14 protein-coding genes are annotated in these 14,103 nt (G+C 44.7%); 10 read left to right on the top strand and 4 right to left on the bottom strand.

The features are described from left to right. The first annotated feature begins 116 nt into the window (after positions 1 to 116). A complete protein-coding gene (locus OKW21_RS16685; RefSeq protein ID WP_277481192.1) occupies positions 117 to 287 on the top strand; it encodes a hypothetical protein in 171 nt (56 codons plus the stop codon). 422 nt (positions 288 to 709) lie between these two features. Here the strand turns inward: OKW21_RS16685 and OKW21_RS16690 are convergent, their stop codons facing one another. Then, positions 710 to 1,642: a DUF5996 family protein gene (locus tag OKW21_RS16690; RefSeq protein WP_277481193.1), complete on the bottom strand. Its 933-nt coding sequence runs from the start codon at positions 1,640 to 1,642 to the stop codon at positions 710 to 712. A 263-nt stretch (positions 1,643 to 1,905) separates the two neighbouring features. On the opposite strand from OKW21_RS16690, the gene OKW21_RS16695 reads away from it, so the two are divergent. Beyond that, the gene (locus OKW21_RS16695) at positions 1,906 to 2,391 is read left to right on the top strand and encodes a hypothetical protein (RefSeq protein WP_277481194.1); all 486 of its coding nucleotides are present in this window, start codon (positions 1,906 to 1,908) and stop codon (positions 2,389 to 2,391) included. A 23-nt stretch (positions 2,392 to 2,414) separates the two neighbouring features. On the opposite strand, the gene OKW21_RS16700 is transcribed toward OKW21_RS16695, so the two are convergent. Beyond that, entirely contained in the window at positions 2,415 to 4,292 is a 1,878-nt protein-coding gene (locus tag OKW21_RS16700; protein WP_277481197.1) for a sulfatase-like hydrolase/transferase, read from the bottom strand. Between the two features lie 69 nt (positions 4,293 to 4,361). Further along, positions 4,362 to 5,765, bottom strand: coding sequence for a glycoside hydrolase family 140 protein (locus OKW21_RS16705; RefSeq protein WP_277481199.1), 1,404 nt, complete (start codon positions 5,763 to 5,765; stop codon positions 4,362 to 4,364). Positions 5,766 to 5,901: 136 nt separating this feature from the next. Here OKW21_RS16705 and OKW21_RS16710 point away from each other — a divergent pair, with 136 nt between their 5' ends. Beyond that, the gene (locus tag OKW21_RS16710; RefSeq protein ID WP_277481202.1) at positions 5,902 to 6,501 is read left to right on the top strand and encodes a hypothetical protein; all 600 of its coding nucleotides are present in this window, start codon (positions 5,902 to 5,904) and stop codon (positions 6,499 to 6,501) included. Between the two features lie 86 nt (positions 6,502 to 6,587). On the opposite strand, the gene OKW21_RS16715 is transcribed toward OKW21_RS16710, so the two are convergent. Further along, entirely contained in the window at positions 6,588 to 7,406 is an 819-nt protein-coding gene (locus OKW21_RS16715) for a DUF547 domain-containing protein (protein ID WP_277481203.1), read from the bottom strand. A 132-nt stretch (positions 7,407 to 7,538) separates the two neighbouring features. Here OKW21_RS16715 and OKW21_RS16720 point away from each other — a divergent pair, with 132 nt between their 5' ends. From OKW21_RS16720 to OKW21_RS16750, 7 genes are all read left to right on the top strand, one after another. Then, positions 7,539 to 8,276, top strand: coding sequence for a TIGR04283 family arsenosugar biosynthesis glycosyltransferase (locus OKW21_RS16720; RefSeq protein ID WP_277481205.1), 738 nt, complete (start codon positions 7,539 to 7,541; stop codon positions 8,274 to 8,276). A 33-nt stretch (positions 8,277 to 8,309) separates the two neighbouring features. Then, positions 8,310 to 9,746 carry an amidohydrolase gene (locus OKW21_RS16725; protein WP_277481208.1) on the top strand — a complete coding sequence of 479 codons (1,437 nt, stop codon included), beginning with the start codon at positions 8,310 to 8,312 and terminating at the stop codon, positions 9,744 to 9,746. A gap of 49 nt (positions 9,747 to 9,795) precedes the next feature. Beyond that, positions 9,796 to 10,245 (top strand): VOC family protein, encoded by a 450-nt coding sequence (locus OKW21_RS16730; RefSeq protein ID WP_277481209.1) that lies wholly within the window; start codon positions 9,796 to 9,798, stop codon positions 10,243 to 10,245. Between the two features lie 179 nt (positions 10,246 to 10,424). Next, a complete protein-coding gene (locus tag OKW21_RS16735) occupies positions 10,425 to 11,462 on the top strand; it encodes a LemA family protein (RefSeq protein ID WP_277481212.1) in 1,038 nt (345 codons plus the stop codon). A 2-nt stretch (positions 11,463 to 11,464) separates the two neighbouring features. Then, a complete protein-coding gene (locus OKW21_RS16740) occupies positions 11,465 to 12,115 on the top strand; it encodes a TPM domain-containing protein (RefSeq protein ID WP_277481215.1) in 651 nt (216 codons plus the stop codon). Continuing rightward, entirely contained in the window at positions 12,108 to 13,220 is a 1,113-nt protein-coding gene (locus tag OKW21_RS16745; RefSeq protein ID WP_277481217.1) for a TPM domain-containing protein, read from the top strand. Before OKW21_RS16740 ends, OKW21_RS16745 begins: the two co-directional genes overlap by 8 nt. A 141-nt stretch (positions 13,221 to 13,361) precedes the next feature. Then, positions 13,362 to 13,970: a YceI family protein gene (locus OKW21_RS16750; protein WP_277481219.1), complete on the top strand. Its 609-nt coding sequence runs from the start codon at positions 13,362 to 13,364 to the stop codon at positions 13,968 to 13,970. The last annotated feature ends 133 nt before the right edge of the window (positions 13,971 to 14,103 follow it).

The raw sequence follows: 14,103 nt of genomic DNA on the forward strand, positions 1-14,103 counted from the left end.
GGGAGTTTGATATGTAAGAAACGCTGGCAGGTACAACTTTTATTTGTTTTCACAGATTTTACATTTGCTAGTAATACATAGTAATCACCCACATTTGTAAGTAAAGAGCTTTTCTTATGCAATCCATTAAAAACATCCTCCGAGATGAGATGAATATTTTCATGCTTATCGTGTTTTTAGGCTTCACATTTGATTTTGTAACTACCTCATCTCTTCTGGATCAGATCCTTGATGGGCTTATTCTTGCCGTTACGATGGTTTATTTTAGAATCAGAGGTATTTTATAGGGTAAGTAATAAGAGAGACATGTCTTTGATTAAGAGCATGTGTTCCATCTCAAAAAGATTCTTTACTCATAAGCCTATCCAATATTCTGGCATCATTTTCCTGGCTATTTCTCCGTACCAAAAGGAAAGGCGGATAGTCCTTATTTTGCTTTATGGCGAAGACCTGTATTTCAAATGAAAGTATAGCTTTATTGCCTTTAACCTTCATAACTTTATAGATAAAATTGCCAAAACGGACGCAAAACGAAGGAATACCAGACGAGTAAGGAAGGCAGGTAGATGCTGTCTACCTGCGATAATACAATTATCACCCCCTGATTAGTCTGCCCTTGATGAGGTAAGCTTTTGCTGGCAAAGCGATATAATTAAATTGAGTTAGCAGTACATTCCTTTGTCGTTAATAAAGACCGCTTTGCAATTACTTACATTTCCCGTAGCCCGGGTACAGACAATTCTTCCACATTCCAATGGGCCAGCTTCGCCCCTGCCTGATACGCACTTTCCAGGAAGCTCAATAGCGCCTCTTCGGGATTCTCCAGCTCACGAATTTCATCATACATCAGCAAGGCCATAGGCGAACCATTGGCATCTATCCATTGTGCAGTTGCTGGACTCAGTTTTTCCAGGCCCAATCCTTCAGGAGACGGATAGGTATATGAGTAAAATGCAGGAGCAGGAGTATTATCATCACCTGCCCAGAAACCAAAACTAATTACCTCGTGTGAATAGGCATCTTTTTCTACTACTGACGCTCCGGCATCCATAGGAGGGGCTTTTCTTCCCGAAAAACGGGTCACCGTTAGGTCCATATGGTGCCAGTAGAGGTGTACCGGACAGGTTTTCCCATAATACCTTCCGCTAAACTCCTTGAACACGCCATCCACCCACAGCATGATCTTCCAGAACTTTGTAATGGAATCCAGATCCCAGTGATGATACTGCTTTATCTTTCCAAAGCTTTCCTGTATGGGCAGGTCAAAAGGTTGAGGAATGATGTCTACTTCCACACCTATCTCCCGCAGATGCATGCAGAACAACTGATAAAACTCAGCAACCGAGTTGCCATCTTTCAGAGATATCTGTATGTCATCCGCCCAGCTACTGATGATTTCCACCCTGCTGTCTTTGATGTTCAGATTGATCTCAAATACCTCCTGTCCAAAAGGAATGCTACGGGTGCTGAAGCCTTTGGCGCTGATATGCTCGGTAATGTACCACCAATGATTCTTGCGGGGCATGAACTGTAGCTTTACTTTTCCGATGATTTGTAAGATCAGATGCAGCGTCATTTTACTGTCTTTCCAGTCTGCAAGGGGCAAAGCAGGTAACGATAATTGTGTGGCTGAGGATTGCATAAGTAAAAAGTTTAATGTTCCAGAATAAAAATTTGTATGTATGTTCCTGTTTAAGCTACGTGTATAACACTATTTGCAGTTATTTGATGATATGTTTCCGGTAAAATCTGTTTATCTTAGATTACGTGATCATTAAATATATGGTACAAGCCGTCATACATTGCTTCTCTTCCAAGATAAGATACAAAACCACATACCTCAAATGCATACAGCTTCGTTGAGTAATTGCTGCCTCCTTACAGCGTTTAAATAAAGCATAGCCGATGCAAATCAAAGTAGAAAAAGAACCATACTCTCTTACAAAAGCATTGTGGGTTTACCTGATCCTCTTTCTGCTGTATTTTGCCATTGCAGTAGCTCCCGGCTTCTGGCTAAATGACGACAATTGGCAAAGCCTTCCCTTTCTGCGCTGGCTTAATCTCATGCTCATCCCGCTCATCTTCAGCCTGATCATTACCCATACTTCCCGCATAGCTCACCTTCACCTTACCCATCTGTCAGAACCGGAAGTAATAAGGCAGCGCCTGTTACAATCTTTGCAGCAACAGGGCTACAGCATAGCCCGTGAGTTCCCTGATAAAGTGTATCTGCGTTCCCGTTTCTTCCTCTGGGACTTCCTGATGGGGAAGGGTAATTTACAGTTGAAAGAAAAGAAATCATCCGTCCAGATCAGTGGATGCTGGAGCAAAATCCATCAACTGGAAAAGTTGACGCATGAGGGAGAAATACTTCTCCCCAACCCCAAATAGCCTCACTGGCAATATTCATTACATCAGTTGTCAATGCTCACTTCTATGCCGCAATTCACCATCGTCTGATCCAGTGCCATCCCGATAAACATAGGATATGACCAGTTCTTATACCTTCCCCAAACCTCACCGGAATATTCAGGCATGACCTGTTCCTGAATTGTGTCAACCAGCGGTTGCGCTTTCTCCCCCAGATTTCTTACGCTTATAGCCGCCTGTAACACCACCGGCTCGTTTTCATGTTGTAACATACGAGCTAATTCCTGATAAGCTCCTTCATCTTCTATCTGTTTGATCAGAATTTCTGAAGCCAATATGGCTACGCTGGGCGATTCATCCTGTGATAAGCTACTCAACACATTATACTGCGAAGCGATATCCCCCTCATAAGCGTCCAGGGCTACCAGCGCCCAGTAACGCACCCCGCTGTCTTCCGATTCCAGATAAGATGTCAGCTCCCCGGGATCATCGAGCTTACCAACCAGATCAGCAACCTGCAGTATATTAGCGGTAGCATAACTGCTGCTGTCACGTGCCATTTCATATACACTTCCATCCCCTTGCGCACGCATCATCATTTCTCCTTCGTTCAGCAAACCGGTATCATGATGTCTTACCATCCAGTCATATAGATTCTGCTGCATCTCCTGTGCCCTGGCCTGATGCCCTTCTTCACCGATCAGGTTATGCAACTCATAAGGATCATTCTGTAGGTCATATAGTTCTTCTACCGGTTTGGGCGTAAACATATCCTGAGCTTCAGGAGGTAGTTCGCCCTCTTCCTTCACCCTGAACAGCTCCTCAAAGCCTCTCTTTCCCCGGTTAAAGATGACGGCATTCTGTATATATGGTTTATGCGGCATGAAGTGACGTATGTACATATAGCGTCCATCGTAGACCGAACGGGCGACATCATAGCAATCGTCTGCCCGATCGCGATAACCGTAAATATATTCTTTGGGCTGTACTTCTTCTCCCAGAAAGTTTTTTCCTTCCATCATTTGTGGAACTTCGGCACCAGCAAGCGAAAGTACGCTGGGGGCAAAATCCACAAAACCTACCATCTGATCTACTTCCTGAGTCGTAAGATTAGAAACCAGCTCTTTGTACTGATCCGGCACATGCAGCACAAATGGTACCTGTAAACCGGAATTATACAGCCAGCGTTTGTAACGGGGCAGTCCATAGCCATGATCAGCAAAGACAAAAATGATGGTATTTTCATACTCTCCATCTTCCTTGAGCTGCTGTACCAGCTTCCCTACTTCCTGATCAAAGACCGTGATCAGATCATATTGATGTGTCCATATGCTTTTGAATTCGTCTGTCTTTGGATAATAGGGAGGAATCTGCGCCCGCTCAGGATCATGCTTTTGTTCCAGTGACTCTGTATCTTCGGGCCTGTTACTATTGGCATGACCTTCATGGGTAATGCCAAAATTGAAAACACTAAAAAAGGGTTGATCTCCTCCTCTATTTCGCCAGTGCGCTTCTCCTCCGTTCTCATCCCAGCGGCCTTCCGCACTAAAATTATAGTCGGTCTTGGCATTGTTGGTGGTAAAATAACCGGCATCCTTCATGAGTTCGGGCAGAACGCGCAGGTTTTGAGGCACAGGTATCTCAGAACGAAGATGCTGCGTGCCCAGCGAGGTAGCGTATATGCCGGTAATCAGCGTAGACCTGGCTGGAGCGCAGATTGGCGCGTTAGAAAAAGCTTTTCTAAAAATATAGCCTTCTTCTGCCAGTTGATCAATGTTTGGCGTAATAGCATAATCGTCGCCATAGCAGCCCCAGGCCGGGCCAATATCTTCGGCATTGATCCAGAGAATATTAGGAGGCTGAGGTTCCTGACAGGCATATAAGCTGAGAACAACTAATAAGAATATTAAGCTACGTTGCATAAAGTTGATGATAGTTTTTGTAGTTGATATTAATTATTTCGCCAAAATTTGTGAAGACACAAACTTTGCTTATTCGTCCTCCTGACCTGGCACCGGAAAATTTTTGTTGGCATCATCCAGTAGCAGTATCCAGTCCTGCCCCCGGCCCGAACTGGGCGGCGTGAAAGTCTGCATGCCTGTATTATCACCGGTATGGATGATATCTGTGATACCGTAGCGGGGATCGTACCAGGAAGCAGTGACCGCATGGGAGTCAAACTGAGAAAGATCTACTGTAAAAGGCGCTCCCCGGGGAGAATATACCAGTGCGAAGGAAGCATCACTGGCAATCATGGCTTTGATCTTTGCGCCACCTCTTTCAGGGCCATCCAGTACGAGCGCAGTATCCGGTATCAGGAGAGTGAAAGGCCGCGACGCAAATAAATTGCGCACATGCTTCATCTGAAAGCTGCCCGCATGGTCAATGGCATCGTACCAGGGTACGTTAGCGCCAATGACCGGATCACGTCCCGGCTCCCACATCTGCCAGATACTATTATGTCCGTAGGTATGTCCGCAGGCTCCTTCCAGCAAAGAAAAGTAGGCAGCCTGACGCGCGTCATAGTCGTCAAAGCGCAGGTTTTTAGGGTCTTTCTGATTGTAAAAGCCCACCAGTATATTTTCATAGCGCGGCTCTCCATCCAGCGTAGGCTTGACAGGCTTTAGCTGATAATCATGGGCAGCGAATAGTCCGTTATCATGATCGCGGGCACCGTGGGAGGACTGAAACATATTGAAATCCAGCCACTCGGCCTCATGAAAAAAGTCGGAAGACAGGCCCGGTCCTCGTGGATGATAGGTAATGAGATGTGCCCCACCATCACCTTCTCTCAGCCCCTGGGCCATGGCTTCAATGATATCCGCTTCCTCTTGGGTAATAATGTTCTGGTCGCCGCCCAGTATCCAGATGATAGGCTGGTCCCGATAGCGCTCTCCCAGAAACTCACCGTAGGCCCGGGCATTCTCCACGGTAAAAATGCCTGACTCATCGGAGGCATCGGCCTTCCACTTATCGCCCCAGGAGGGCAGCATACCGATAAACATATCCAGCACAGCGGCTTTGTTCACGATATAATCCACATGCTCAAAGTAAGCCTCATTGGGCCGGGCAGGATCATTATCTTCCAGTGGTGTTGCTCCATATGCATTGGGTACATTCAGCCCGCCAAGCTGCGCCAGCACCACTGCCTGGATTACGGTGAAGCCTTTTTCAGCACGGTTTTCCAGGTATTGATCTGCTTCTCCCCTGTCCAGGCGATGAAACAGCTCCCAGGCGGTATCTCCCATATAAAAGAACGGCATGTCATCATCATACATTAGATAGCGTCCGTTGTCAGAAACTTTAAGGCCGGGCACAGGCTGCGCAAAGAGTAGGTTAGTGAAAAGTAGCAATGAGAGTATTCCTGTAATACGCTTAAGGTTTGGTTGTTGCATTTAGTTTTTCAGTGAATATAAAAGCTTATGGCTAAGTCAGCAAACTGTAGCTCTAATAAAAAGCCTGAAGAATCGTTAGTGTTCTTTTCAGCAATTATTAAATTAGGAGAAAATTAAGCGCCTAAACTTATTCTCAATGCGACTATCTTTTATTCCTGCTTTGCTATTTGGTTTACTCATTTTTTCCTGTAGTTCTAATGCACAGGATATTCCTAATAAAGATGAACAGATACAGGCCGCTGTTATAGCAGCTCCCGAAGATAAACGAGCGGAGGCTACCGTATTAGGTTTTGATGCGGAAGGTAAATTAGTCACGCTCAGAGAGGGTAGTAATAATATGATTTGCCTGGGTGATGATCCCAATTCAGCTGGTTTTAACGCTGCCTGTTATCATAAGGACCTGGAGCCATTCATGGCGAGAGGGCGAGCACTCAAAGCCGAAGGAAAATCTCCGCAGGAAATCTTTGACATTCGGGAAGAAGAAGCTAAGTCAGGACAACTTGCCATGCCGGAAAACCCCAGTACGCTACATGTCCTCTCAGGAAAAGAAGGAAAATACAATGCTGAAAGCGAATCGGTTGAAAATGCCAATTACCGCTATGTAGTCTACATTCCTTTTGCAACTGCCGAATCTACCGGTTTGCCGGAAAGCCCTGTGGTACCCGGCGGCCCCTGGATTATGGACCCCGGCACCCACCGCGCCCATATTATGATTTCTACCCCTGCTCAGGAGTAAATAGTGTTATGGTTCTTGGTTCTTAGTGTTATCGCAACTTGGAACCAAGCCCCATAATACTAAGCACTTTAGATGGCAGAAGTAGCTTAACTTTGGCTTACATCCAATTCTGTATAGTTACCCAATTCCAGCGTCCAGTCGTAATCTTTGAACTCTAAGTCGGGATCAGCGTCTTCGGGAATAATATCGTAGCGGCGTAGCATCTCTTTGGCTCCATCCAGTCCGTCAAAGTCACCCCGAAACCAACTGATAAGCGAAGTAACATACACCTTACTTTCTTCCGGTTTATAGGTAGTGGTACGATTAAGAAACTGCCGGGAAATAGCATCTAACTGCTCATCCATTTTTGACACATCAAAAATCGCAATGTAGGGGCAACTCCTGGCCCCACAATTAAGCGCAAAATGGATGCGGGGATCAGTTTCCTCTACCCTAAAAGCTTTCTCAAAATCATCTGCAAATGGATCCTGAATCAGCCCTAAAGACCACTTCACCTTTGAACCACGAATGATGCCGTGTTCAATATCGTCCAGGCTAAGCGCTTCTCCGGCGATAGTAATCTGTTCGCTTTTGAAAAATTTATCCCTATCCTCAAATTTCTCCGGGTTTTTTATCAGGATATGCTGTACAAAGCCATTGTAAACGTTGATAAAGAACGCCTTTTTGGCCGCATCACTATCCAGTTCGCCTTTCAGTTCCTGCATGGGTGCATTGGCAAGCTGCTCAATAATTGGGGAAGCATCCTGTTGATTTTTTGCCCGCTGTACCAGCTGTTTGGAGAGTTCCAGATAGCTAGAGGCATGTGCTTTTTGTGCTATTTTTTCATTTATAGCATCATTATTGTTTGTTTCCGGGAGAAAACAATTCCAGCTTAAAGCTGTAAACAACATCAGTAAGATTGTCATATATTTGATGAATACTTTTTACTTACAAATCCGGCTTCTATATAGATTACGTAACTTATATAACCTACGGATTGATTATTACTTTTTTATGTAACGTTTTTTTCGCTCATCAATACAAATAAAGAACTGCAAATGAAGGTCAGTGTCATCATACCGACATTCAATGAAGAAAATAACATCGCAAAACTCATTCACTTCCTCTTTTTACACGCTACTGATAAGCTGGAAGAAATTATAGTTTGCGATGGTAACAGCAAAGATGCCACGCTCATTAAAGCTCAAAAGGCCGGAGCCAGCACTTTTCTTTCTCCCCGAAGAGGCAGAGCTTCTCAGATGAACTACGCAGCCTCACAGGCAAATGGAGATGTGTTGTATTTTGTGCATGCCGATACCATTCCTCCCAGCACCTATATCAAAGATATACAAAAAGGGCTGGCTGAAGGCTTTCTGCTAGGTGGCTATCGTTCTAAATTTCAGTCCAGAAACCCTTTGCTTAAAATCAACGCCTACTTCACTCGCTTTGATAGTGCAGCTTCGCATGGAGGTGACCAAACTCTTTATATCTACAAAGACTTTTTTGATGCGCTAGGAGGATACAGAGAAGACTATGTTATTATGGAGGATTTTGAGCTGATCAAGCGCGCCCGCAAAACGGCAGTATTCAAAAAGATGCGTAAGAGTGTTCAAATCTCAGCACGCAAGTACAGTAATAACAGTTATCTGAGGGTAAACTTTGCTAATCTCATTGTTTTCAATATGTACCGCCTGGGTTTTTCTCCTGCTGTACTACAAAACACCTATCATAAGCTGATCAAGCATCCCAAGCCAAAAATTGAACAGGAATCTTCTTCTCCACTGCAGGCATATTAGGCTTGATTTTATAAATTGTGCCAAAAATTAATTATGCCGAAGAAAATTTACTGCACAATACTATGCTGCCTGTTGACCTTTTTACCATCAATTCTACAGGCACAAGCTGAAAAAGAGAAAATCTCCGCTTCTATTGAAGCACAGCAAGACGCCTATCGTGATCTTGCCCTGGACATCTGGAACTACGCTGAAATAGGCTATAAGGAGACCAAAAGCAGCCAGGCTTTGCAGCAAACACTTGAGAGCGCCGGCTTCAACATAGAAAGAGGAGTTGCTGAGATTCCTACTGCTTTTGTTGCCAGCTACGGCAGCGGAGAACCAGTCATCGGCATATTGGGAGAATACGATGCTTTGCCTGGACTATCACAAGCAGCAGTTGCTGAACGTAAAACGCTCGTAGAAGGTGCTGCCGGTCATGCCTGTGGCCATCACCTGTTCGGAGTGGCATCAGCCGCGGCGGCTATTGCCATGAAAGACTGGCTGGACAATAATGATAAGTCTGGCACAGTCCGTTTCTACGGAACTCCCGCCGAAGAAGGAGGCTCAGGAAAAGTGTATATGGTACGTGCCGGTCTTTTTGATGATGTAGATGTGGTGCTGCAATGGCACCCTTCCAGTGTCAATGATGCCAGCCCGGGCACTACCCTGGCCAATAAATCAGGCAAGTTTCGCTTTTATGGGGAAGCTTCACATGCCGCCTTTGCTCCCGAAAGAGGCCGCTCCGCACTGGATGGCGTTGAAGCCATGAACTACATGGTCAATATGATGCGTGAGCATACTGAAGAAAGCTCCCGTATTCATTATGTTATCACTAAGGGTGGCGAAGCGCCAAACGTAGTACCTAATTTTGCCGAGGTATATTATTATGTCCGTCATAAAGATGTGGCGGAAGTAAAAGACATGTGGAATCGCCTAATCAATGCTGCCGAAGGCGCTGCGCAAGGTACAGATACCCGGGTAGAGGTAGAAGTGGTAGGAGGTGTATATAATATCCTGCCCAATGAAACCCTCTCTGAAGTCATGTATGAGAATCTACAATTCGTAGGTGGCGTGGACTATGATGCGAAAGAAAAAGCTTTTGCCGAGAAGATATCTGCGACATTTGGTAATAATGCAGTGGACCTCAGCATTGCCAATGAGATTCAGCCCCGACAGATGCGAGAAGGAAAAGCTTCTTCTGACGTAGGTGATGTAAGCTGGGCAGTACCTACCGTAGGATTGGGAACAGCTACCTGGGTGCCTGGTACTTCAGCGCACTCCTGGCAGGCAGTAGCCGCCGGAGGCACCAGCATCGGCATTAAAGGCATGATAGTCGCTGCTAAAACGATAGCCCTTAGTGGCATTGAGCTGATTCAAAAACCCAACATCATAGATGAAGCGCGACAGGAGTTTGATCAAAGAAGAGGAGAAGGCTTTCAGTATGAAGCCCTGATCGGTGAGCGTGAGCCCCCTTTGGATTACCGAAAATAATTGTAAGTGTAAAAGGGGATAGATATAGCTTTACTACATTTTTTTATTCATGGATATCAAGTACGTTCATACCAATATCATTAGCCAGGACTGGCGTAAACTGGCGGAGTTTTATATTCAGGTCCTGGGCTGTCAGTTATTATCTCCGGAAAGAAAGCTATCAGGAGCGTGGCTGGAAAAAGGAACGGGAGTCAAAGGTGCAGCATTTGAAGGTGTACATCTGAGGCTGCCTGGTTATGGAGAATCCGGCCCGACCCTGGAGATTTATCAATACAAGAAGATGGAGGATAAAACTGAGCCGAAAGCGAATCGTCTGGGCTATGGCCATCTTGCTTTCTTGGTAAAAGATGTAGCTGCAATGCTTAATAAGCTTATAAGTAAAGGTGGAAAAAGCTTAGGACAGACCACTCAGCATCAGGTAGAAGGTGTTGGTTTGCTTACTTTTGTGTATGCTACTGATCCGGAAGGAAATATTCTGGAACTACAGCATTGGTCGTAAGGTTTGACACCTCTGTTTTAAAAGAGAAATTTTTTATCCTTAAAATAAACTGATAAGTTCTATAGAATAGAGATATTGACGAGCGCGCAACTATTCCTGGAACTATAAAACTATCTCTGATTCACCATTACTCTTACATTCTCAGCAAAACCTGTATTTTAGCATAAAACCCAACCGCTATGAGTTCCTCTGATGATGCCCTTGATCGTTACATGAAAAAACTGACGGAATTGCAGTATGCCCGACAGGAAACACTTTATTCTGATGAAGAACTCAAGCAAATCGCGTTTGACTCAGGCTTTACTGAAGCTGAATGGCAAGAGGCCCGGAAACGCGCGGAGAAGCAGAAGCAAAGAGGAAAGTACCATATTGTTCATGCCAACTGGCAGGACGCAGTGGAAGAACTGGAGGCAGCCTGTGCCCTAACTCCTAATGATGCCGAAGCGCATACGATGGCTGCTGAAGCTTATATCAATCGTGGGGGCACCCAACAAAATACGGAAGATTTTCGTCAGGCAGAATATCACCTGGATCAGGCGCTACTGATAGACAGCAAATATGAAAATGCATTTAAGTTAAAAAGAGAACTAAATACTCGCCGTAAGATACTTACCACACAAACTCATAAAAGCACAAGAAACCGTAAACTTATTCGCTGGATGATTCTGGGAGGCATAGCATTAGTTGTAATTTTCTGGTATTTCACTTCTTATAACAGCATGGTAAATGCTGAAGAAGAAACCATAGAAGCCTGGGCACAGGTAGAAAATGTATACCAGCGTCGTGCCGACTTAATTCCAAATCTTATATCTACTGTAGAGGCCGCTGCTGACTTTGAAAGAGAAGTGCTCACGGAAGTCACCCAGGCCCGAAGCCAGACTTTAGGAAACCCTGTAGACCCTACTGAACTTAACCCAACTGCGCTGCGTCAGTTTGAACAAAACCAGGCAGCATTAGGAGCATCACTTTCACGGCTGATAGCCGTGGCAGAAGATTATCCTCAAATTACTGCTACTGAGAATTTTCGGGATTTGCAGGTTCAGTTGGAAGGCACAGAAAATCGTATCGCTGTGGAGCGAAGACGGTTTAATCAGGCTGTACAAGCCTACAATGCCAAAGCCCGTAAGTTCCCGTATAACCTCTTAGGATTTGATACTAAAGCCTATTTTTCAGCGAATGCAGGAGCAGAAAACGCACCCAATGTAACATTTGATTGATTATGTCCCAGTCCCTTATCACTAAAGAAGAAGCATTACAAATCAAAAATGCAGTAACAAAGGCTGAAGAACTTTCGGGAGGAGATATTGTCCCGGTAATTTCGCGTCAGTCTTCCTGGTATGAGTACACGCTCTGGCGTGCGGGAGCGCTTTTCTCTCTACTGACTGCAATCGTACTCACCATCATTTACCTGAGCTCTGACACTTTGCTTTGGTTTCCTCCCTATTTATGGTTGCTCATTTGTACTACCGGAGGCATAGCAGGGGCTACGCTTACTGAGTCATTCTCTTTTATAAAACGTTTTTTTATCAGCAAAGAAAGTTTAAAGCAACAGGCCGAGAGCAGGGCAAAACAACTGTTTGTAGAACAATCCATCAGCCATACTGAGCAGCGTACCGGTATTCTTCTTTATATCAGTTTCTTTGAAAAGCATGCTATTATTTTACCCGATATCGGTATTAGTGAGATCGTTGACCAGAACGTATGGGATGAAATTTTACTTAAGCTGGTCAACGATATGAAAAATGGTGCATACGCCTCCGCTATTTGTCATGCTATTGTTAGTTGTGGTAAAGTACTGGAAGAAAGCGGCATACAAAAGGTGATTGAGGATGATAATGAATTACCGGATAAAGTGCATATAGATGAATAAGCGCTTACCCAATCTTCGCAGATGGTTAATGCTGTTGTTCATCCTAAGCTTCCATGCTTCCTGGACCCAGGAAGTTCCTTACCTCTCCGCCCGTGTCAACGATTATGCCGATCTGATACCTGATCCACAAGAGAGGCTACTGGAAGAGAAGTTGTATAACTTTGAACAACAAAGTACGCATCAGCTTGTCATACTCACCATCAACAGCCTGGAGGGCGGTGATCTGGAAGACTTTGCAGTACGCACCTTTGAAAAATGGAAGCTGGGACAAGCCAGTAAAGATAATGGTGTGCTCTTACTCATCTCTTCCGAAGATCGTAAACTTCGTATAGAGGTGGGCTACGGACTGGAGCCTTATCTCACAGATGCCCAGGCCAGCCGTATCATTCGTGATGTGGTCGTACCTTACTTCCGTCAGGATAGTTATGCAGAGGGCATTACCGCTGGCGCAGATGCAATTATTCGTCAAATTGAAGGCACAGGGGAACTGCCTGAACCACAGGAGGGCAGCGGGGGTGGAAGTAGTTTTTTCCATTGGTTGCTTACTGCTATCATGAGCGTGATTGCATTGGGGCTCGTATTATTTCTGGTCAAAAGACACCGCAGAAACCGCCCCAGAGTAAGTCCTGAGACAGGCCTGCCCATGAAGAAACTGAGTGAGAAAGAGGAGGATATCCATCTGGACCCAGGACAGCAGGTGGAAGAATCTATCGGCTCGGTGGATTATGATGTCTGGGTATCAGGAAAAGAAAATGATATACTCATCATTCCCTACAAAAACTTCTGGGAGCAGTCGTACACTACATGTCCTAAATGCGGATATAGAACCTATTACCGTAAAGCTACCAAAGTAATTAAAAGTGCTACGTATGCCCATCATGGTAAGGGTGAGAGAATATATGCCTGTAAGCACTGCGATTACACCCAACATAAAGCGTATCGTATCCCCAAGCTCCAAAAGCAAAAAACCGTTATTATTCCCACCGGTGGCGGAGGAAACTTCGGACGTGGCGGGGGCTTTAGCGGAGGAGGCGGGTTTTCAGGGGGAGGATTTAGTGGAGGTGGTGGTTTTAGTGGCGGCGGCGGAGCATCTGGCAGTTGGTAAAAAGCATTCTAAACTTCTCATTATCAATGATTTGAAATTTTCATAGTATTTTTCTCAAAAAAATCGCAACCTTTGCCATACAATACTTGTATATACAATTAAATTAAATACAAGAGTAATTCTCAAACTATTACAAGTATCATGAAATCACTTAAACTTATTGCAAGCGTTGCACTCATTGCTTCAGTACTGGTATCTTTTACCCTGCCTACCAAAGTAGAATCTTATAATGTAGATGCTGAGCAAAGCACACTCATATGGACAGGGCGTAAGGTAACCGGAGAGCATACGGGAACCATTAATATCAAAGAAGGAAATCTGGAGGTAAATGGCGAAAAGCTTGAAGGCGGAAGCTTTACCATTGATATGAGCACAATTGAGAATGCCGATCTGGAAGGCGAATATAAAGGTAAACTGGAAGGGCATCTCAAATCTGATGACTTTTTTGGCGTAGCCAGCCATCCTACTGCTCAATTTGTCATCACCCAGGCCAGGGCCCAGGAAAATGGACAGTACGAAATCACTGGTGACCTGACAATCAAAAATATTACCAACGAAGTGACTTTTCCTGCTGAAGTAAAAGTAAGCGGAAATCAGGTAACTGCCGACGCTAAAATTGTAGTAGACCGTTCAAAATACAATGTACGCTATGGTTCAGGAAGCTTCTTTGATAATCTGGGAGATAAGACCATCTATGATGAGTTTGACCTGGAAGTAAGCCTGGTAGCCAATACTGCCGTAGGTAAATAAATATTACTCGTTTAGCCTTTACTTGCCTCTTTCGGTATTGCCGGGAGAGGTTTTTTTTTATAAATAAAGCGCTATTCAGTTAGAATAACGCTTTATGAAACATAGTCTGGTTGGTATAATTCAGCAGTAATAT

The organism is Catalinimonas alkaloidigena, from assembly GCF_029504655.1.
In the GTDB taxonomy this organism is placed as follows: domain Bacteria; phylum Bacteroidota; class Bacteroidia; order Cytophagales; family Cyclobacteriaceae; genus Catalinimonas; species Catalinimonas alkaloidigena.